Annotated in this window: 16 protein-coding genes and 1 pseudogene; 8 read left to right on the top strand and 9 right to left on the bottom strand. The window is 58.5% G+C overall.

The window, feature by feature from the left end:
• Positions 1-65: 65 nt before the first annotated feature.
• Positions 66-827 carry a hypothetical protein gene (locus GGD50_RS11145; RefSeq protein ID WP_107108535.1) on the top strand — a complete coding sequence of 254 codons (762 nt, stop codon included), beginning with the start codon at positions 66-68 and terminating at the stop codon, positions 825-827.
• On the opposite strand, the gene GGD50_RS11140 is transcribed toward GGD50_RS11145, so the two are convergent.
• The 3 genes from GGD50_RS11140 to GGD50_RS11130 form a co-directional block, all read right to left on the bottom strand.
• Positions 787-2,562 carry an ankyrin repeat domain-containing protein gene (locus GGD50_RS11140; protein WP_107108250.1) on the bottom strand — a complete coding sequence of 592 codons (1,776 nt, stop codon included), beginning with the start codon at positions 2,560-2,562 and terminating at the stop codon, positions 787-789. The genes GGD50_RS11145 and GGD50_RS11140 overlap by 41 nt on opposite strands.
• A 166-nt stretch (positions 2,563-2,728) precedes the next feature.
• Positions 2,729-3,556 (bottom strand): TolB family protein, encoded by an 828-nt coding sequence (locus tag GGD50_RS11135; protein WP_107108251.1) that lies wholly within the window; start codon positions 3,554-3,556, stop codon positions 2,729-2,731.
• Positions 3,557-3,586: 30 nt separating this feature from the next.
• The gene (locus GGD50_RS11130; RefSeq protein ID WP_107108252.1) at positions 3,587-5,266 is read right to left on the bottom strand and encodes an NAD+ synthase; all 1,680 of its coding nucleotides are present in this window, start codon (positions 5,264-5,266) and stop codon (positions 3,587-3,589) included.
• 188 nt (positions 5,267-5,454) lie between these two features.
• On the opposite strand from GGD50_RS11130, the gene GGD50_RS11125 reads away from it, so the two are divergent.
• From GGD50_RS11125 to GGD50_RS11110, 4 genes are all read left to right on the top strand, one after another.
• Positions 5,455-7,383 carry an LTA synthase family protein gene (locus GGD50_RS11125; protein WP_107108253.1) on the top strand — a complete coding sequence of 643 codons (1,929 nt, stop codon included), beginning with the start codon at positions 5,455-5,457 and terminating at the stop codon, positions 7,381-7,383.
• Positions 7,384-7,464: 81 nt separating this feature from the next.
• A complete protein-coding gene (locus GGD50_RS11120) occupies positions 7,465-8,001 on the top strand; it encodes a DUF1003 domain-containing protein (protein WP_107108254.1) in 537 nt (178 codons plus the stop codon).
• 80 nt (positions 8,002-8,081) lie between these two features.
• The gene (locus GGD50_RS11115) at positions 8,082-8,345 is read left to right on the top strand and encodes a CopG family ribbon-helix-helix protein (protein ID WP_107108255.1); all 264 of its coding nucleotides are present in this window, start codon (positions 8,082-8,084) and stop codon (positions 8,343-8,345) included.
• On the top strand, positions 8,342-8,665 hold the full coding sequence (locus GGD50_RS11110; protein WP_107108256.1) for a type II toxin-antitoxin system RelE/ParE family toxin: 324 nt from the start codon (positions 8,342-8,344) through the stop codon (positions 8,663-8,665). The genes GGD50_RS11115 and GGD50_RS11110 overlap by 4 nt, the downstream gene beginning before the upstream one ends.
• Positions 8,666-8,688: 23 nt before the next feature.
• Here GGD50_RS11110 and GGD50_RS11105 read toward each other — a convergent pair.
• The 5 genes and pseudogenes from GGD50_RS11105 to rpiA form a co-directional block, all read right to left on the bottom strand.
• Positions 8,689-9,111, bottom strand: a pseudogene (locus GGD50_RS11105) (GFA family protein); the annotation flags it as partial.
• A 150-nt stretch (positions 9,112-9,261) separates the two neighbouring features.
• Positions 9,262-10,635, bottom strand: a complete 1,374-nt coding sequence (locus GGD50_RS11100; RefSeq protein ID WP_107108258.1) for a class II 3-deoxy-7-phosphoheptulonate synthase — start codon at positions 10,633-10,635, stop codon at positions 9,262-9,264.
• Between the two features lie 149 nt (positions 10,636-10,784).
• Positions 10,785-12,170, bottom strand: a complete 1,386-nt coding sequence (gor, locus tag GGD50_RS11095) for a glutathione-disulfide reductase (RefSeq protein ID WP_107108259.1) — start codon at positions 12,168-12,170, stop codon at positions 10,785-10,787.
• A gap of 170 nt (positions 12,171-12,340) precedes the next feature.
• Positions 12,341-12,934: a DUF2059 domain-containing protein gene (locus GGD50_RS11090; protein WP_107108260.1), complete on the bottom strand. Its 594-nt coding sequence runs from the start codon at positions 12,932-12,934 to the stop codon at positions 12,341-12,343.
• A 13-nt stretch (positions 12,935-12,947) separates the two neighbouring features.
• Positions 12,948-13,649 carry a ribose-5-phosphate isomerase RpiA gene (rpiA, locus tag GGD50_RS11085; RefSeq protein WP_107108261.1) on the bottom strand — a complete coding sequence of 234 codons (702 nt, stop codon included), beginning with the start codon at positions 13,647-13,649 and terminating at the stop codon, positions 12,948-12,950.
• Positions 13,650-13,844: 195 nt separating this feature from the next.
• Between rpiA and GGD50_RS11080 the strand changes: the two genes are divergently transcribed.
• On the top strand, positions 13,845-14,519 hold the full coding sequence (locus GGD50_RS11080) for an HAD family hydrolase (RefSeq protein ID WP_107108536.1): 675 nt from the start codon (positions 13,845-13,847) through the stop codon (positions 14,517-14,519).
• Positions 14,520-14,724: 205 nt separating this feature from the next.
• Positions 14,725-15,894, top strand: coding sequence for a retroviral-like aspartic protease family protein (locus tag GGD50_RS11075; RefSeq protein ID WP_107108262.1), 1,170 nt, complete (start codon positions 14,725-14,727; stop codon positions 15,892-15,894).
• A gap of 145 nt (positions 15,895-16,039) precedes the next feature.
• Here GGD50_RS11075 and GGD50_RS11070 read toward each other — a convergent pair whose 3' ends face one another.
• On the bottom strand, positions 16,040-17,938 hold the full coding sequence (locus tag GGD50_RS11070; protein WP_107108263.1) for a L,D-transpeptidase family protein: 1,899 nt from the start codon (positions 17,936-17,938) through the stop codon (positions 16,040-16,042).
• Positions 17,939-18,355: 417 nt separating this feature from the next.
• On the opposite strand from GGD50_RS11070, the gene fumC reads away from it, so the two are divergent.
• The gene (gene fumC, locus GGD50_RS11065; RefSeq protein WP_107108264.1) at positions 18,356-19,747 is read left to right on the top strand and encodes a class II fumarate hydratase; all 1,392 of its coding nucleotides are present in this window, start codon (positions 18,356-18,358) and stop codon (positions 19,745-19,747) included.
• The last annotated feature ends 56 nt before the right edge of the window (positions 19,748-19,803 follow it).

Raw genomic sequence — 19,803 nt, 5'->3', positions numbered from 1 at the left:
GGGACGTTGTTAAGCTCCACGCTGTATTCTTTCTCAAAGTCGAACCGCTTTCGAAGAGCAAAATCGTGAACCGCGGCAGAAATTCCTTCTCCTGTCTTTTGTTGTCCCTCTTGGTTGCATCGCCGGCTTCGGCGCAGACGAATACGCTCTGCGACGAACTGCACGGCCGGTTTGCCAATATCACGCAGGTTGTCGGTGCCAGCGCCGAGACACGGCAGCTTTCGCGCGCTATCGCCCAACAGAATCTCATGATCCGGCAGCTAAAGAGCGATATGCGCAATCAGGGCTGTGCTTCCGACAGCAGCGTGGTGATCTTCGGTTCCGGCTCCGGGGATAGTGGCGCCTGCGATGAGATGCAGACGTCGCTGGACCGGATGCAGCAGGACCTTGGTTCACTGATGGATGAGCGCGAGTTGAGCTTGACCCGCGTCGACGCCGAAGGGGCACAACGCCGCCAATTGCTCGCTACCATGCAACGCAATGGCTGCAACGCTCCCGCGTCAGCCGAGCCGGACACTGTTATCAACACCCGGTTGAAGCAGGAGCCTTACACACCTGAAGAGCAGTCGCTGGCGCAACCCGAAAGCTCGGTCACGTCAATCGAGACGCGGAAGCCCCAGCCGGACGCGACGTTGCCGCAACGGCAGATGCCGACGACCTCGGCGCCGGCAGTCACCCAGATTCAACCCAGACAAATGCCGGCGGACCGGCCTTACGATCCCTCGGCAAACAAGGTGCGCCAGGTCGGACCGCAATTCCTCGCGACCGACCAAGGTGGCATCGATCTCAAACATCCGAAAGCGGCCGGTCCGCAGCCGGCACAATAGCCGCTTTGAGCAGCGAGACGATCGCCTCATCGCCCGTTTCCCGCGCCAGATCCCGGTACGAGAGGCCGGATGCATCTCTCACCGAACGATCGGCGCCGCGCTCCAGCAGAAAGCGCATCGCATCGACCTGAGCATTGAGGATGGCAAAGCCGAGCGGCGTCAACCAGTCGCGGTCTGCGCTCGCCTGCCCGTGTGGACGAAAATCGCCGAAGCGGACGTTGATCTGATGAGGATGTTTTTTTAGACGCGCGGCCAATTGCTCAACTTGGCCAAAGGCGGCAGCCGCAAAGACATCGAGCGGCTTCGTCTTCAGGAATTCGACCATCTCCTCCTTGCCGTTGTATTCCGCCCAATCGATCGGCGGTGAATAGTAATAGGGATCGCGGATGGTGGTGTCGGCCCCATGTTCGATCAGCAGCTTCGCCATGTCGATATAGCCATGCAGGGCAGCCTCATGCAGCGGCGTGCGGCTGGTCATGGCGTTGACGTCGAAGCCGAGAGCAAGCATCCGGCGGACCGGCTCGAAGGCATTGTCCCCCGCCGCTTCGTGCAGCATCGCGGGGTAAATCCGCTGCATCGCTTCGGGAATGTCGAGCTCACGCGCTATTCTCTTTATGTGATCTGCAAATATCCCGAGATCGACGGGCATATTACCGGTCATAATCTGGATATAAACCCAGTCCTCCGTCTTGAGCCGAACGGCAACAGCGCCCTTTTGCACAAGGTACAGCGCAAGATCCTTGTCGCCACCGATCCGTGCCCATTCAAAAGGCGTTCGGCCATTGACCGGCTTGTTAACGTCAGCCCCATGCTCGACCAGCAGCCTGACGCGCGCGCCAATGCGTTTCTCGCAGGCCCAAGCCAGTTGATAGTCGAACACCGTCTGCGAATTCGCCACCATCAGACCGTCTTCGCGCACCAGCCAATTGTTCTTGTCGACAGCGGAAAGCCCGTACTCAAGCAGCAATTCCAGGCAGGAATTGTCGGGCTCGAACATCCGGTTATAGAGCGCCTGGCTGTCATTCACCTCCGCGCCGGCGTCGAGCAAAAGGCGCGCGAAAGCCTCGCAGTCGGGATGCGGCGGCTGCCTGACCTTGCCGGCTTCTCCCTCTCCGAAAACACCGGTCAATGCCGTGAAGCGATATTGACCGCCGTCGAGGAAGAAGGCGTTGGGATCCGCTCCACGCTCTATCAGGACCCGCGCCGCCGGCAAGCTGGAGTGGCCAGGCAGGCGAGCATAGGTGGCATAGAGCAAGGGCGACCAATCGTAAGGCCCGCCTTTCCGATCAAGAAGCTGCGGCTGCCGATCGAGCCAGCGCGCCACACCGGCGGCGTCGCCAAGTGCCGCGGCAATGTAGATACTGTCCTCGGCAAGCTCAGGGTTACCCTCCAGCAATTGCCGCGCCTCATCGAAGCGTACCGGATCAGCCGGGATATGAGGGAAGTAGGAAACCGTCGCCAGCGACAGGAATTGGTTGGCGAGCTGATCGCGAGGCGTTTGCTCGCGATTGGCGCTTTCCAGATGCGCTTTGAGTTTTGTCCAGCTTGAGAAGCCATACTCGCGGGCAAGAACAAGCTGGATCTCCTGAAGCCCGACTTCGGCGGCATTGGCGAAATACGGCTGGACACGACTGCGTGCCGCTGCCTCGCCGGAATGAACGGCTTTCAGAAAGGCCTTGGCCTGTTTTTTCAGGGAATCGACGGTGGCATTGCCCGCCAGAGAGCGCGTGGTCACGAAAGACCTCCTTTCATTCACGTCCGGTATCCGCGCCCACAGACTGAAAAGAGGTGTGGCAGTCTTACGTTCTATGCATCAGGTGGGCCTTGCCCTTCCCGCGGATCGGATGCGCCCTGCGAACGATCCGGAACTTATAGCGAGCCATCTGACCTGTCCAGAGAGATCAGGCCGGCTCGTAGCGGACATAGGCGAACTCGTCACCATCCGGTGACCAGTTCGGCACATTGATCGTCCCCTGTCCGCCGAAAAGCTCGAACAGCGTTGTGAGATTGCCGCCATCCATATCCATCAGCCGCAGCCGGACATGGAGATCGCGCGGATGGTCGAAGACATCGGGGTCGTAGGAGATCAGCACGACCTTGTCGTTCTTCGGCGACGGATGGGCGAACCAGTTGCCGTAATTGTCGTTGGTTATCTGCTGCAGCCCGGTACCATCGGGATGGATGCGCCAGATCTGCATCAGGCCGGTGCGGCTGGAGTTGAAATAGATCCATTGCCCATCGGCGGAATAGTCAGGCCCGTCATTGCGGCCTTCGCCATGCGTCAGCCGCGTCTCTTCGCCGCCATCGATAGAGATCGTGTAGATATCGAAGACATCGTCGCGAATGCCGCAATAGGAAAACCGCTGCCCATCGGGCGACCAGCCATGCCAATAAGAGGGCAGATTGCGCGTCACTTGCCGTGGCGTGCCATCCTCGGCGGGCAGGACATAGATGCAGGACTTGCCATGTTCCGTCTTGTCGGAAATGGCGATCAGCGAACCGTCGGGCGATATGCCATGGTCGTTGTTGCAGAGCGTCGCAAAACCGGTATCGACTTGAACGGCCTCGGCCTTGCCATCGAGCGCGAGCCGATAAAGCAGGCCATCGCCATTCAGCAGCAGATAGCGCCCATCCGGCGAAAAATTCGGCGCCTCGACCAGCCGCTCAGTCTGCCAGACGACCCGGCTTTCACCGGTACGGATGTTGTAGATCTCGACCGAACTGCGCATTGGCTCTCCACTTGCCGCGGGGCGTAGCGATCAACGATCGCGGAACCGGTTGGTGATCGGATAGCGTCGATCGCGACCGAAATTCTTCTTGGTAATCTTCACGCCTGGCGCCGACTGGCGGCGCTTGTATTCGGCGAGATAGAGCAGATGCTCGACGCGATGGACAGTGGCAACATCATGCCCACGCGCAACGATCTCCTCGACCGCCATCTCCTTTTCCACCAGGCATTCCAGAATATCGTCGAGCACCGGATAGGGTGGCAGCGAATCCTGGTCCGTCTGGTTAGGCCGCAGCTCGGCGGACGGCGCCTTGTCGATGATGTTGAACGGGATCACCTCACCCGATGGGCCAAGCGCGCCCGGCGGCACATGCAGATTGCGCCAGCGCGACAGCGCATAGACCTGCATCTTGTAGAGGTCCTTGATCGGATTGAAGCCGCCGTTCATGTCGCCATAGAGCGTGGCATAGCCGACCGACATTTCCGACTTGTTGCCCGTGGTCACCACCATCGAGCCGAACTTGTTGGAAATCGCCATGAGAATGGTGCCGCGGGCACGGCTCTGCAGATTTTCCTCGGTGATGCCGCTGTCGGTGCCTTCGAACAGATCCGAAAGCGCTGAGGTGAAGCCGGTCACCGGCTCCTCGATCGGCACGATGTCGTAGCGGCAGCCGAGCGCCTTGGCACAATCGGCCGCATCCTTCAGCGAATCCTGCGAGGTATAACGGTAAGGCAGCATAACGGTGCGCACCCGCTCTTCGCCGAGTGCGTCGACGGCGATGGCGGCGCAGATCGCCGAGTCGATGCCGCCGGAAAGGCCAAGCACGACCGATTTGAAGCCGTTCTTGTTCACGTAGTCGCGGAAGCCCAGCAGGCAGGCGCGGTAATCCGCCTCCTCACCCTCCGGAATATGGGCCATCGGGCCTTCGGCGCAGTGCCAGCCATTGCCGTTCTTCTTCCAGGTCGTCACCGCCAATGCGGTTTCGAACTGGCTCATCTGGAAGGCCAAGGACTTGTCAGCGTTGAAGCCGAAGCTTGCGCCGTCGAAAACCAGTTCGTCTTGACCGCCAACCTGGGCGGCAAAGATGAGCGGCAGGCCTGACTCGATCACCTGCCGTAGCGCAACCTGATGACGGACATCGACCTTGCCGCGATAATAGGGAGAGCCATTCGGAACGAGAAGAATTTCCGCTCCGCTTTCAGCCAGCGTTTCGCAGATGCCGAGATCGTTCCAGATCTCCTCGCAAATGGGAATACCGATGCGAACGCCGCGAAAATTAACCGGTCCCGCAATGGTCCCTTCGTCGAAGACCCGCTTCTCATCGAACTCGCCATAGTTCGGCAGATCAACCTTGTCCCTGACGAAGATAATCTTGCCGCCATCGAGCACGGCCACCGAATTGTAGCGACCGGTCTCGTCCTGACGCGGAAAGCCGATGACGACGCCCGGCCCGCCATCGGCGGTATCGGCCGCAAGGCTCTCCACAGCCTTCCGGCAGGCGCGGATAAAGGCCGGTTTCAACACCAGATCCTCCGGCGGATAACCGGAGATGAACAGCTCCGTCAGCAGCACAAGCTGAGCGCCCTCGCGCGCCGCCTCAGCCCGCGCTTCCCGCGCTTTTGCAAGGTTGCCGGAGACATCGCCGACCGTCGGGTTAAGCTGGGCGACAGCGATGCGGATGGTCTGGGTGATGGGGCTTTGTTCTGTCATGCCATATATTTAGCGAGCGCAACCCCGTTCCGCAACCGCCTTCCGCCCTCTCCATGTGTCAAAGATCGCGGTGCTCGCAAAGGACGTATTTTACCACCGAAAAATACTAAGGGAGCCTTGCGGTTCACCTGCCGTTCATGACAGAGAGGTGACAATTATATAAAGGTTTTATTAAATTGGAGAGACCTTTGGTCGCGCTGGTCCCCAGTTCTGCGTTGGCAGGCAGATTTGCCCCTCTACAAAAGCTTGGTGCCGCGAGCCGACAACAGACGGCTTTACGTCAGCTTCTCAGCCTTATTCTGACCTTCCTGCTCGCACTTTCCACCATCGTCGTGGTCGAATGGGTCGCGCGCGGTGAGCTGACGGATCTCCCCGACTATTTCATGTCGCCGATCCATCCCGGCTTCACCACGGTCGGCATCGTCATGTTGCTGATGCTGGTGCTTGACGCCATGTTCGGCCGGGCGCACCAATCGATCTTGTTGGTTGTGCCCCTCGTCCTGGTTCCGGCCTTTATCTCCAATCAGAAGCAGCATTATCTTTCCGATCCGCTCTATCCTTCGGACTTCCTTTTTGCGCATCAGATCCTGGAACTCATGCCGGTGATCGTGCGCGAGCGGCCGTGGACGGCGGTTGCCGTCGCTCTCGGGATTATCGCCTCGATCGTCGGACTCGCCCTTCTCTGGCGCTATACTTGGCGACATGCGACAGCGCTTTCGCGCAATGCAAGGATCGCGCGGCTGTCCGTCTGCCTGCCATTCATGGCCGTCTTCGTCTCGCAGATGGATCCGACGCAAAATTCCTTCATCAGGGAAAAGCTGCGCATCATCCCCATCGTCTGGGATCAGAAGGAAAACTACGGTTACAACGGCTTCATCATCGCCTTCTCGCTGAACCTGCCGATGGCCGACGTCAAAGCGCCTGCGGGCTATGGGCAAAATGTGATCGATGCCATACCTGCCCGCAACTATGGCTATCTTTCCGGCCCACGCGAAAAACCTGACATCATCATGCTGATGAGCGAGTCTTTCTGGGACCCGACCAGGCTTTCCGGTCTGACCTTTACGCCCGACCCCATGCCGAACATCCGCGTGGCGCAGTCGGGCTATGTCTTCTCCCCCGAATTCGGCGGCATGACCGCCAATGTCGAGTTCGAAGCTCTGACCGGCTTCTCCAACGCTTTCCTGCCCTATGGCAGCATCCCCTATCAGCAATATGTCCGCCGGCCGATGCCGTCGCTGGCCACCTTCTTTCGCGGCGAAGGCTATGCCGCGCGTTCCATCCATCCATTCAGCGGCTGGTTCTGGAACCGCAACGAAGTCTACAAGGCTTTCGGTTTCGAGGAGTTCCGCACCGAGGAGACCATGCCACCCATGGAGAAGCGCGGCCTTTTCGCCTCCGACGACTCGCTGATGAAGGAGATCATGCGCGAGGGCGATGCCATGGAGCGGCCGTTCTTCTTCTTCGCCGTCACACTACAGGGCCACGGCCCGTACGAACCGCATCGCTATGCGGAAAACACGGTCGATATCAAAGGCGATCTGAGCGACGCCGATCGAGACACGCTTGCGACCTATACGCAAGGCGTGCGGGAAGCCGACCAGAGCTTGAAAATGCTGATGGATTGGGCGTCTAAGCGCGACCGTGAGACCATCATCGTCCTCTGGGGCGATCACCTGCCGCCGCTTGGCACGGTCTATCCGGATACGAATTACATGCCCGAGCAGGTGGCGACCCGAAAAGCGCCACTCGACATCATGAAGCGTGAGCACGAAACGCCACTGGTCATCTGGTCGAGCAAAAAGGGCGTGCGCAAGGATGTCGGGACGATCAGCCCGTCGCAACTGCCCTATCACATCCTCAAGACCGCCGGCTACGAGCACCCGTTCTACACCGGCTTTCTCGGCCGCCTGCAGAAGAAATACACCATCGTCGACCGTTACCAATTGGCGACGCGCGACAATCAGGCTTTTCCGGATTGGGCTCGCAAGGAGCAAAATCTCGATCCGCTGATGCGCGAGTATCGCTATCTACAGCATGACGCGATGTTCGGACACGAATATGGGCTCGACCGGTTCTTCCCGTCGCATGTCTTGCTGGCAGACCAAAGCAGCTAGACTGCGACCCTTTTTGCATTGCATTTCCTGCGGGCAGTCGAATACTTGCGGCCAAATTGACCAAGTCTTCGGAGTGTTCCCATGTATAATCTACCCAATTTCGTTCATCAGCATTTCGACAAGACGGCCGAGGAGCTCGGCGAGATCGAAAAACGCGTATTGAAAAAGGCGCATGAGCGGAAAATCGTTTCCACCGATATCAACGCCGCCTTTTCAGCCGAGGCATCCACCGGCGAACGCCTCGCAGACGGTATTGCACGCGTGGGCGGCTCCTGGTCCTTCATTCTGGCGTTCCTCGCCTTCCTCGTCGTCTGGTGCGTCGTCAACACCATCGTGCTCATGACCCGCGCCTTCGACCCCTACCCCTTCATCTTCCTCAACCTCGTCCTCTCCATGCTCGCCGCCATCCAGGCCCCGATCATCATGATGTCGCAGAACCGCCAGGCCGAACGCGACCGCTTCGAAGCTGCGAAGGATTACGAAGTCAATCTCAAGGCGGAATTGGAAGTGCTGTCCCTGCATCAGAAGATCGACTTGCATGTCCTGACAGAGCTGTCGGCGGTGCGAGAGGAAATAGCGAAACTGAACAGGCTCGTCGCACAGAAGAACGGGATTTGATGTCAAAGGCCATACTCAGGATCGGAAATTGACTTTCAGCGATCTTCTTCTATTTTGTAATACAAACGGAGGTGAAATAGATGAAAAATCAAAGAGAGCTTTCCGACCCCATCACCTTGCGGGTTCCCGCTGACATTCTTGCAGAGATTGAGGAGATCGCTGAGGTTTGCGAGCGGACGCGCAGTTGGGTTTTTGTCCGCGCGCTTAAATCATATCTCGCATCCGAAGGTCGTGAAGTATTGGAGATCGCCAAGGCTCGCCGGGAGATGGCGAATGGCGAAGCATACGATCTCGACGATGTCATCAGTGAAGTGGCGAAGGTCGTCAAAGGGGCGGCCGCTTGAAACGAGTTCGCCTTTCGGCTGGCGCCAGAGCATACATCAGGTCGGAGGCGCAATATCTGAAGGATAGAAGTCCGGCTGCAGCTCTCCGTTTTCTCGACGACCTGAATCGGCTCAAAACCAACCTGCTTCTTTTCCCGTTAATGGGCTTTCAGAGCGACGAATTACCGATCCCCGGCGTTCTGAGATTCACTATGGGAGATTATCTGGTCGACTACGAAGTCGCTGGTGATCTGATAGAGATCAGAGCTATTCGCCATGGCCATCAAAGACCTCCGGGTCTCGCGATCGATGATGATTTCGATTTCGAGGGTTCCGAATAAATTGACTGCTCACCCTCTGGTCGGTCCGAAGGCCCTGCCGTCAGCAATCCCGGCCGCCCTTGCTTGTATTGCGGCAATCCATCGCCGATCTCGTAAAAATCGCCCTTGTCGGCACAATAGATATGGTAGGCCAGCTTTAGGTCACTTGGATTATCGAAGAGGCCAGCCATGATCGAGATTTCCCCGGCGTCGTCGGCGACCCAGAAAAGTGCCGAACCGCAGGTTCGGCAGAAGCCCCGACGGGCAAAGGAGCTGGCGCGATACCAGGTGATCGCGTCTTCGCCTTCGATCGTGATGTTGTCGAGGGGAACATTGGTCGCGGCGTAGTAGAGCCCCGTCTGCTTGCGGCACTGCGAGCAGTGACAGGCGACCACCTCCCGCAATGGGCCACGTGTTTTGAAACGCACGCTGCCGCAGAGGCAAGCGCCGGTGTGATCGTCATTCATGCTGATCCCCTCTCTTTTCGCGACAACTTCGACGACGATGTCCGTCGCGTCAAATGCAAAGAAGTGAAGGACGCTTCAGCAGGATTGATTTGCACAAAAAACGGGCCGGTATGAGCCGGCCCGTTTGCAAATGATGATGACAGCTTTCGATCAGCCGTGCGCGCGCATACGCTTCTCGTCCCGGCCGCCCTTCATGCGTTCGGCGAGCAGGAAAGCAAGCTCCAGCGCCTGGTCGGCATTCAAGCGCGGATCGCAATGGGTATGGTAGCGATCCTGCAGATCCTCTGCACCGACGGCGCGAGCGCCGCCTGTGCATTCGGTCACATCCTTGCCGGTCATCTCGATGTGGATGCCGCCAGGATGCGTGCCCTCGGCGCGGTGAATCTGGAAGAAGCTTTCGACTTCCGACAAAATCCGCTCGAACGGCCGGGTCTTGTAGTTGTTGAGCGTGATCGTGTTGCCATGCATCGGATCGCAGGACCAGACGACCTTGCGGCCTTCGCGCTCGACAGCGCGAATGAGACGCGGCAGATTGTCGGCGACCTTGTCATGGCCGAAGCGGCAGATCAGCGTCAGGCGACCTGCTTCATTCTCCGGGTTCAGAATATCGATCAGGTTGATGAGATCGTCCGCCTGCAGCGAAGGACCGCACTTCAGACCGATCGGGTTCTTGATGCCGCGGAAATATTCGACATGGGCGTGATCGGCCTGACGCGTGCGGTCGCCGATCCAGAGCATGTGCCCGGAGGTGGCATACCAGTCGCCGGTGGTGGAATCGACGCGGGTGAAGGCTTCTTCATAGCCGAGCAGCAGCGCCTCGTGGCTGGTGAAGAAATCGGTCTCGCGCAGACTCGCATTGCTCTCGGCAGTGATGCCAATCGCGCGCATGAAATCCATGGTCTCGCCGATGCGATCGGCAAGCTTGCGGTAGCGCTCGCCCTGCGGGCTGTCCTTGACGAAGCCGAGCATCCACTTCTGCACGTTTTCGAGATTGGCGTAGCCGCCCATGGCGAAGGCGCGCAGCAGGTTCAGCGTCGCGGCAGACTGGCGGTAAGCCATCATCTGACGGTCCGGATTGGGAATGCGTGCTTCTTCGGTGAACTCGATGCCGTTGATGATGTCGCCGCGATAGCTCGGCAGCGACACGCCATTCTGCGTTTCGATGTTCGAAGACCGCGGCTTGGCGAACTGACCGGCAATACGGCCGACCTTCACGACGGGCAGTTGCGCACCAAAGGTCAGGACGACGGCCATCTGCAGGAAGGCGCGGAAGAAGTCGCGGATGGTGTCGGCACCATGCTCGGCGAAGCTTTCGGCACAGTCGCCACCCTGAAGCAGAAAACCGTTGCCTTCGGCGACATTGGCAAGATGCGCCTTTAAACGACGAGCTTCACCGGCAAAAACGAGCGGAGGATAGCTTGCAAGCTGCGCTTCGGTAGCCGCCAGCGCTGCCTGATCCGGATATTCCGGCACCTGCTGGATCGGTTTTTGCCGCCAACTATTCGGTGTCCAATTCTGTGCCATCTCACTCACCTGTTTTCGCACTCGGTCTTTGCCAAGTGTCTCGCCGTCATAAATAACGCGCGCTTATAAACCTTTGCCGGCTGCTTGCAAAGGCGAACCATCTATTCAAGATGGTCTTTTGTGCGCGGTTGGAATTGCTGCCTAATTCTTTATACGCGCTCGCCGTTACGGATGCGATAGCTCGGCGTATACATCGTCACCAACTCTTCGGACGCCGTCGGGTGAACGGCCATGGTGCGGTCGAAATCTTCCTTGGTGCAACCGGCCTTCACGGGAATGCCGAGCAACTGCGCCATCTCGCCGGCGTCATGGCCGAGAATATGCGCGCCGATCACTTTGCGGTCGGCGGCATTGACGATCAGCTTCATGATTATCTTCTCGCTGCGGCCCGACAATGTTGCCTTCATCGGCCGGAACTGGGCACGATAAATTTCGAGGTCCCGAAACCGCTTCGCGGCGTCCTCTTCGGTCAGGCCGACCGTGCCGATCTCCGGCTGCGAGAAGACGGCGGTCGGGATCAGTTCATGATCCGGGCGGGTCGGATTGTTCTTGTAGACGGTTTCGATGAAGCACATGGCCTCATGGATCGCCACGGGGGTCAGTTGTACCCGATCTGTGACATCGCCAAGCGCGTAGATGTTCGGCACCGATGTCCGCGAATATTCATCGACGATGATGGCACCGAGTTCGTTGACCGCGACGCCGGCAGCCTCAAGCCCGATATTCTTGGTGTTCGGCGTGCGGCCGAGCGCCAGCATCACCGTGTCCACCGTCAGCCGCTTATCGTTCTTCGTCAGAACGCTCAGGCCATCTTCCGTCTTCGTCACCCGCTCGATGATGTCGTGGCAGAGGATACGGATGCCCTTGGCCTCCATCGCCTCATGCAGGCCCTTGCGCAGGTCCTGATCGAAGCGGGATAGGATCTCGGCGCCGCGATAGATCAATGTCGTCTCGACACCGAGCCCGTGGAAGATGTTGGCGAATTCCACGGCGATATAGCCGCCGCCGGCAATCAGGATCGATTTCGGCAGCTCTTCCAGATGGAACGCCTCATTGGAAGAGATGCAGAGCTCGTGGCCGGGAAGCGCCAGATGCAGGTTCGGCGTACCACCGGTGGCAACGACGATCGTTTCGGCCGTGACGGTTTTGCCAGTCTTCAGCAGGCGGATCGTATGGGCATCGACCAGCTCGGCGCGCGTATCGAAGATCTCGGCCTTGGCATTGTCGAGCCCCTTGCGATAGAGCCCTTCCAGGCGGGCGATTTCCTTGTCCTTCGCTTCGATCAGCTTCTTCCAGTCGAATGTGCTTTCGCCCACCGTCCAGCCGAAACCGGCTGCGTCCTCAAAATGCTCGCTATATTGCGAAGCGTAGACGAAGAGCTTCTTCGGAACGCAGCCGCGGATAACGCAGGTGCCGCCATAGCGGTATTCCTCGGCGATGCCGACCTTCTTTCCGAGGGACGCGGCAACGCGTGCGCCGCGCACGCCGCCGGAACCGCCGCCAATGACGAAAAGATCGAAATCGAAGGAAGACATTCGAATACTCCTGCAGAAATGAAACGGCACGCAACGCACCGACAAAGGATCGGCACTGATATAGGATTTCGAAGGGCAAAAAGAAAAGCCCGGAACGATATCCGGGCTTTGAAATTCGAAGGTCTAGTCCGCGATCCCGAAAAATGTGGAGATCGTGGAAAGGATCAAGCTTACTTCTGCTTCGCTGCCGGCTTCTGTGCTGGAGCCGTCGCCGGTGCCTGCTGAGCGTTGTCGGTGGCGTCCGTCGGCACGGGAGCGATCGGGGCCTTCACAACCTTCTGCAGAGCGTCACTGCTTTGGTTGGCGAGATCCCGCGAGATGCCCTGCCCCCAGATATCGGCAGCCTTGTAAAGCGCGCGCGTTGCGATCGGGCCGTCCTTGAGAAGCTTCTTGCCAGCCGGCGAGTTGTAGAAATCGGCAATCGCTTTCAGTTCGTCGGTGCTAAAAGCCTTCGCATAGGTCACGGCAGCTTCCCGCTCGAGATCGGCGCGGCGCGGCGCCAGAGCAAGTGCGGTTGCATCGACGGACGAATTGATGGCGTCACCGAAGTTCGGGTTCGCCTGGATCATCGTGCTCTTCAATTGCTCGGCGAGATTCGGCAGGATGTTGTCGAACTGGTTCGTGATGCCGAGCGCGGTGATTGCCGCCCGCGCGGCCTTGATCTGCTCTTCCGAGACTTCCTGAGCGCTGGCGGAACCGAGCGCGATTCCCGAAAGAACGATGGTCGCAGCGGCAAAACGGCCAAGACCCGCTATTTTGATCATGAGTTCAGTGCTCCTATGTATTGTTCGCCTGCAACGTGCGTGCGCCGGCAGGACCGGCAATGATCGCAAGTGTCGCCATGTTGATGAAGAGCCCGTGTTCGACAACACCGGGAATCGAATGCAGCTCAATCGACAGCGCCTCTGCATCAGGAATGCGGCCAAAAGATGCGTCGATAATGAAATGCCCACCGTCGGTAAGGAAGTTACCATCGCCCGACTGGCGCAGGCTGAGCGCCCCGGAGAGGCCAAGGCGGGATGCCGCCTTCTCGATCTTGATACGCGTGGAAACGAGGCCGAACGGATTGACCTCGATCGGCAGCGGAAACGCGCCAAGCGTCTCGACGACCTTGCTCTGGTCGGCAATGACGATCATCCGGGCCGATGAAGCTGCGACGATTTTTTCCCGCAGCAAAGCACCGCCGCCGCCCTTGATCAGCCGCAGCGCGCCGTCCAGTTCATCGGCACCGTCGATGGTAAGGTCAAGCTCGGGAAGCTCATCGAGCGACTTCAGCGGCACGCCGAGTTCGACGCAGAGCTTTGCCGTACGCTCGGAGGTCGGAACGCCCTCGATCACGAGGCCAGCCTCAACCTTCTCGGCAAGCAACCGAACGAATTCTTCCGCCGTGCTGCCCGTGCCAATCCCGAGCCGCATGCCGCTTTCGACATGGGCCAGAGCCGCTCTAGCAGCTTCGATCTTCAATTGGCGGGCGTCCATGCGCCACCTGCTCCCGATTGTTACGTTGGAGTGCTGTTTACACGGCTCTCCCCGCAAACGAAAGCCAAAATAACGGCGCCTCATAGAAATCCGCGACCATATTCGGCAGGGCTTAAAGAGGCTTTGGTTGCAATTGCCAGCCTGATCTTTTAACTCGAAAAGACCTGCTTCTTCTTACCCAAAGGCTGATTGCTCGTGAAATCTCCCCTTGTCGTATTCGATCTCGACGGCACATTGATCGACACCGCGCCCGATCTCATCGCGAGCCTCAACCATACGATCGCCAGCCTCGATCTCGCTCCAGTCAATTACGAAAACCTGACGCATCTCGTCGGGCACGGCGCGCAAGCCATGATCGAACGGGCCTGCCGCCTGCGCGGCCATCCGCTCGAATCCGGCGATCTGCCGCCGCTGCTGCAGCGCTTCATCGCTTTTTATACCGACACCATGCCCGGCGACAGCAAGCCTTTCCCCGGCATCGTCAACGCCATGGATGCGCTGAAGGCCGCAGGCTTTGGTCTGGCGGTCTGCACGAACAAGCTGGAAAAACTGGCGGTGACGCTGATCGAGCGGCTGAACCTGACGCATTATTTCGACGTCATCACCGGCGGCGACACCTTCACCGTCCGCAAGCCGGATGCACAGCATCTGATCGGCACCATCGAGCGCGCCGGCGGAACACTTTCCCGCACAGTCATGGTCGGCGACAGCGCCAACGACATATTGGTCGCCCACAATGCCGGTGTGCCTTCGATCGCCGTGCCCTTCGGCTATTCCGATGTCGGCGTCGAAACATTGGGACCGAGCCGGGTCATCACGCATTACGACGAATTGACACCCGACCTCGTTCGCGGACTGCTGGCTGCATAGAGCAGCGAAACGTCAGATCGTAAAATCGCCAGCGCTGTCTTTTTTCTTAGAGTTGTAGCGGGTCTTGCGTAATTCGCGCTCCTGCGCCACAACTCATTCACGCCTCAGCTCAAACGAAACGATCGGCCGGTTTTGCAACAGATGATCCGGCTTGGTGTGCGTCGAAGATGAAGTGTACAACGCATCTCGACAGCGGAGCGCACGCTTGCTCATAGCAGACCCAGAAGACCGCAATGCCGGTAGACTGCCCTCTCGCAAAGGGCCTTTCGCACCCATCTTCCGCACCGTTCTAATTTGCATCGCGCTCTGCGCCGGCATTGCATCTTACATCTATGGCGATCGCATTATTGGTTACGCCGAGAAGGTGGTAGCAGCGAAGCCGGATCCGGCGTTGCTGGCCGTCTATAAGCAGTACGATATCGATCCGCTGCCGAATGTCGTTGCCGGTCGTAACCCGATGTCCACCTATCTTGACATGCTGCGTCGCGAGCCATGTGATTGGAACGCGCTCTACCAATTCGGCACGGAATTACAGGCACAGGGTTATCGCCACGAGGCTGCGATCGTGCTTGTGGCGTTTTCCAATAAGTGCACCCCCTCCAATGTTGCCCTTCAGAGTGCGGCGAGCATTCTTCTTAATCTGAGCGAATTCGACCAAGCGCTGAAGGTCGCCAATGACTTGATCACGATGACGCCGGGCGTGCCGGATTACCATTTCCTGCGAGCGCAAATCCGGCAAAGAGCAAAGAAATATCGCGACGCCATCGGCGACTACTATTCAGTTATCGGCCTCACAGAGAACGTGGCAAACCTGAACAGCCTCACCTATGAGGGCATTTCCGACAGCTACCGTGCGCTCGGCGACTATTGCGCGGCGATCACTCCGCTGGAGAGCTGGATCTCGATCAACCCTGATCGGAACGACACCCCTGTCGTGCGTGGCATCATCAAGAACTATGCCGCACAAGGAAAATGTACGTCCACCTATGCGACAGGCAGCGATCGTTTCCCAACGCAGGGCAAGAACGTCATCGTTGCCAAAGTGTCGATCAATGGCGTCAGTGGCAATTTCATAGTCGACACCGGCGCCGGATTCGTCAGCGTCACCAAGGCGTTCGCGTCCCGCGCCAACCTGCAAGTCGATTCCGCCAACGACATCTTGCTGCAGACGGCCAACGGCGTATCGCAAGGCACGCGAACGTCTGCGGCTCTGGTGAAAATTGGACGCGTCGAGGCTAATGACGTCGCCACCGTCGTCTTCAACGACGATATGGCACTTGGCGGTGCCATCGACGGTCTGCTCGGCCGTTCGTTCCTCTCGCGCTTTGACGTCACCTTCGGCGCCCATGAATGGCGGATCGAAACAAAGGAATAGCGCCAGCCAGCCTTTTTTTTATTTACCTCGGCTTTACACGAAACCTCTTCGCGTGCATCCACGCGAGGATTGCAGGTCCAAGCACTTAAATGACAAAAGGCGGTCCAATGGACCGCCTCTCGGTATTCTTAAAGTTCATCCGCAATCAAATCTGTGCGGTGCGCGCCTTGGTCGTCGCGTCGAGCGCCTTCTGCGTTGCCGCATCGCGATCGTAGACGTCGTTGAAATACTGCACGACGCCATCCTTGTTCGGCCAAGCCGTGAAGTAGGCGATGTAGATCGGGAACTTCTGCGGCACGGGCACGGCTTTGTTCTGGCCGGTGGCGATCTGCTTTGCGATATCATCGACCGTCGTGTTCAGCACGGCAGCAGCCATGGCACGCGGATCTGCAAGACGGACGCAGCCGTGGCTGAGCGCGCGCATATCCTTCTTGAAGAAGCTCTTCTGCGGTGTGTCATGCATGTAGATCGCATGCGAATTCGGGAAAAGGATCTTCAGCTCGCCCAGCGCATTGTCGCTGCTCGGCGGCTGGCGGACGGAGACGTTCTTCGTCGAGCCATACCAGTCAACGCTGGTGGACGCGACGGCATGGCCACCAACTTCGACCTGGTAACCCATGCGATCGAGATAGTTCGGATCGGCGCGCAGCTTCGGCAGCATTTCGTTGATGATGATCGACTGCGGAACGCCCCAGAACGGGTTGAACTCGACCGTCTGGACCTGATCTTCGAAGAAGAAGGTCTGATGCTCCTTGCCGCCCACGACGACGCGCATCGACAGTTGTTCGTGATTGTTGTTGTGGTAGTAGACCATGAAGGCCGGCTGGTTGATGAAGACGTAGCGCGGGCCGAGTTCAGTCGGCAGCCAACGCAACTGCTCCATGGCGATGACCAGTTTCTGGATCTTCGAGTCGTTGTTTTCGCCAACCATGGCGCGAACGGAAGACTGGCCGATGACGCCATCAGACGTCAGGCCCTTTTCCTTCTGGAAGTCTTCGACGAGCGTGACGAGCTCCGGCGTATAGTCCGGCGTGCCCTTGTAGGCAGCGAGCGTCACGGCGTTCTTGACCTTCAGCGCATCCGAGCCGCGATGCTGGATAGCCTTGACGATGTTGGCCATTTCCGGCGAACTGCCGCCCGGCTTTAGGGTGCCGCTCAACGAGATGGAGATGTGCGTGCTGTCATTGCCGCTTTCGGCGCGAAGCTTGGCAAGCTCAGCCTTCAGCTCCCCGAACTCCTGGTTCGAAGGGCTACGGCTGTTGAGATAGGCGGCGACATCCGGGCTTGCACGCAGCAGGCCGAGAACCGGCGTCAGATTGACGTCCTTGCGCTTGAAATCGTGATAACCGGAGATCTTGTTCGGGTCGAGACGGCCGCGGATCGTGTCCTGAACGAACATCAGCACCTTGCCGGAAAGTGCAAGTTCGAATTGCATCAACGCGCGGTCACGCATCGTCGGATCGACGCTTGCCGGATCGAAGCTCGGCGCTTGGACAGCATAGTCGGCAGGATCAAGGCCAACGGAGCCGGCATCGGCCAGAACAGCCATGGCAGCCTTCGCCTTGTCACCGACTGCGTTGTCGGCAACCCAAACGAGCGGCTTGCTCTGATCGGCATAGTAAGCCTCGAGCGCCTTGGCGACGTCATTCGTCGCCATCACGCGAGCTTCGGTCAGATAGCGACGCTGCGAAGCGCTGGTGTCGACCGCAACCGGCGTAGCGGATGCGTCGGCGACCGCGCCAGTTACCACCGGATCGGCAAAGCGGTTCGATGCCACGAGGCGCATGGGATCGGGTTTGTAGGTATAATATTTAGGCGCACTGACGCTGGGCAGCGGCTCTTTTGCCTGTACTGGCGCATCGGCGCCAAGACCAGTCGGTGCCTGATTGGCCGTGACCGGGGCGGAGATTTGCGTGCTCTGCTGGCGTCCCTGCCCGCCGCGAATGAAGTCCATGAGAGACATTGCATTTGCGGACGTCGCGCCGGCGGCGATGCAGCAGGAAAGAGCCAGAACGGATGCTGCGGCTTTGGTGACAAGTTTCATTCTCTAATCAGTCCCTGTATCAAGCGGTAGTTTCGAGACAGATGGTGCTGTTTTCCAATCAACTCGGCCGCGATGTTCCAAACACCGTTTAACCATTAGAATTAAAACGGCCAGACCCCGTCTTTCGTTCAATGCCTCAACTTTGTGTGAAAAAGCGAAAGCGAACTTCGCGGTTTAGTTCACACAAAATTATGAAATTATTAGTTAATTTTTTATTGAATTTTCGCGCGGTTTTTGAGTGGCAATAAAGACGCTCTGAAGAATATCTATCGAGCGTGTTAAAAAGAACACGGCCTTCCTTATCGTGTCAAAAACATGATAGAAACACTCATAAAATCTCCTTCCGCTGTTTCCTTGCGCATTGTTCGGACCTATATGACAGCTATCCTTTTCAACGGAAAAGCAGGACCAGGGACAATGACCTCCACCCGCACCGAAACCGACACTTTTGGCCCGATCGAAGTGGCAAGCGACCGCTATTGGGGCGCGCAGGCACAGCGCTCGCTCGGCAACTTCAAGATCGGCTGGGAGAAGCAGCCTCTGTCGATCGTACGTGCCCTCGGTATTGTGAAGCAGGCCGCCGCCCGCGCCAATGTGGAGCTTAGCCAGTTGGATCCCGCTCTCGGTAAAGTGATCGCCGAGGCGGCGCAGGAAGTGATCGACGGCAAGCTCAACGAGCATTTCCCGCTGGTCGTCTGGCAAACAGGCTCCGGCACGCAGTCGAACATGAATGCCAATGAGGTGATCTCGAACCGCGCGATTGAAATGCTGGGCGGCGTCATGGGCTCGAAGAAGCCGGTGCATCCGAACGATCACGTCAATATGAGCCAGTCGTCGAACGACACCTACCCGACAGCGATGCATATCGCCTGCGCCGAGCAGATCGTCCATCATCTGCTGCCGGCTCTGCGGCATCTGCATGCCGCCTTGGAAAAGAAGGTTTCGGACTTCGCCCACATCATCAAGATCGGCCGCACCCACACGCAGGACGCCACGCCACTGACGCTTGGCCAGGAGTTTTCCGGCTATGCCGCCCAGGTTGCGTCTTCGATCAAGCGGATCGAACTGACACTGCCGGGCCTTTGCGAACTCGCACAGGGCGGCACGGCCGTCGGAACGGGCCTCAACGCGCCGATCGGCTTTGCGGAAAAGGTGGCGAACGAGATCGCCGAGATCACCGGCCTGCCCTTTGTCACCGCGCCGAACAAGTTCGAGGCCTTAGCCGCCCATGATTCGATGGTCTTCAGCCATGGCGCCATCAATGCCGCTGCCGCCGCTCTCTTCAAGATCGCCAACGATATCCGCCTGCTCGGCTCCGGCCCCCGCTCCGGCCTTGGCGAGCTGGCTTTGCCGGAAAACGAGCCTGGCTCGTCGATCATGCCGGGCAAAGTCAATCCAACGCAGTGCGAGGCGCTAACGCAGGTCTGCATTCACATCTTCGGCAACAATACCGCGCTGACCTTTGCCGACAGCCAGGGTCATTTCGAGCTGAACGTCTACAATCCGATGATGGCCTATAACTTCCTGCAGTCGGTCCAACTGCTCGGCGACGCCGCCGTTTCCTTCACCGACAATTGCGTCGTCGGCATCGAGGCGCGCGAGGACAATATCAAGGCCGGCCTGGAGCGTTCACTGATGCTGGTGACAGCGCTCGCTCCGAAAATCGGCTACGACAATGCCGCCAAGATTGCCAAGACGGCCCATAAGAATGGTACGACGTTGAAGGAGGAGGCTTTGGCGAGCGGTCTGGTCTCGGCAGAAGATTATGATGCAATTGTTCGTCCGGAAACGATGATTGGGCCGAAGTGAATTCCCCGTTTATTGATCGTCAGGCAGGTTTCCGGCTGACGCAATGGTCTGCCGGC

This window comes from Martinezella paranaensis, from assembly GCF_014200235.1.
In the GTDB taxonomy this organism is placed as follows: Bacteria; Pseudomonadota; Alphaproteobacteria; order Rhizobiales; family Rhizobiaceae; genus Rhizobium; species Rhizobium paranaense.
The sequence above is the reverse complement of the archived record's forward strand: the minus strand, read 5'-3'. Positions and strand labels throughout refer to the sequence as shown.

Coding starts and splice junctions, on each gene's coding strand:
- GGD50_RS11135 (WP_107108251.1), bottom strand. CDS start 3,556: ATGCGCAGTTCGGTCGAGATCTACAACATCCGTACCGGTGAAAGCCGG.
- GGD50_RS11130 (WP_107108252.1), bottom strand. CDS start 5,266: ATGACAGAACAAAGCCCCATCACCCAGACCATCCGCATCGCTGTCGCC.
- GGD50_RS11120 (WP_107108254.1), top strand. CDS start 7,465: ATGTATAATCTACCCAATTTCGTTCATCAGCATTTCGACAAGACGGCC.
- GGD50_RS11115 (WP_107108255.1), top strand. CDS start 8,082: ATGAAAAATCAAAGAGAGCTTTCCGACCCCATCACCTTGCGGGTTCCC.
- GGD50_RS11100 (WP_107108258.1), bottom strand. CDS start 10,635: ATGGCACAGAATTGGACACCGAATAGTTGGCGGCAAAAACCGATCCAG.
- gor (WP_107108259.1), bottom strand. CDS start 12,170: ATGTCTTCCTTCGATTTCGATCTTTTCGTCATTGGCGGCGGTTCCGGC.
- GGD50_RS11090 (WP_107108260.1), bottom strand. CDS start 12,934: ATGATCAAAATAGCGGGTCTTGGCCGTTTTGCCGCTGCGACCATCGTT.
- rpiA (WP_107108261.1), bottom strand. CDS start 13,649: ATGGACGCCCGCCAATTGAAGATCGAAGCTGCTAGAGCGGCTCTGGCC.
- GGD50_RS11070 (WP_107108263.1), bottom strand. CDS start 17,938: ATGAAACTTGTCACCAAAGCCGCAGCATCCGTTCTGGCTCTTTCCTGC.
- fumC (WP_107108264.1), top strand. CDS start 18,356: ATGACCTCCACCCGCACCGAAACCGACACTTTTGGCCCGATCGAAGTG.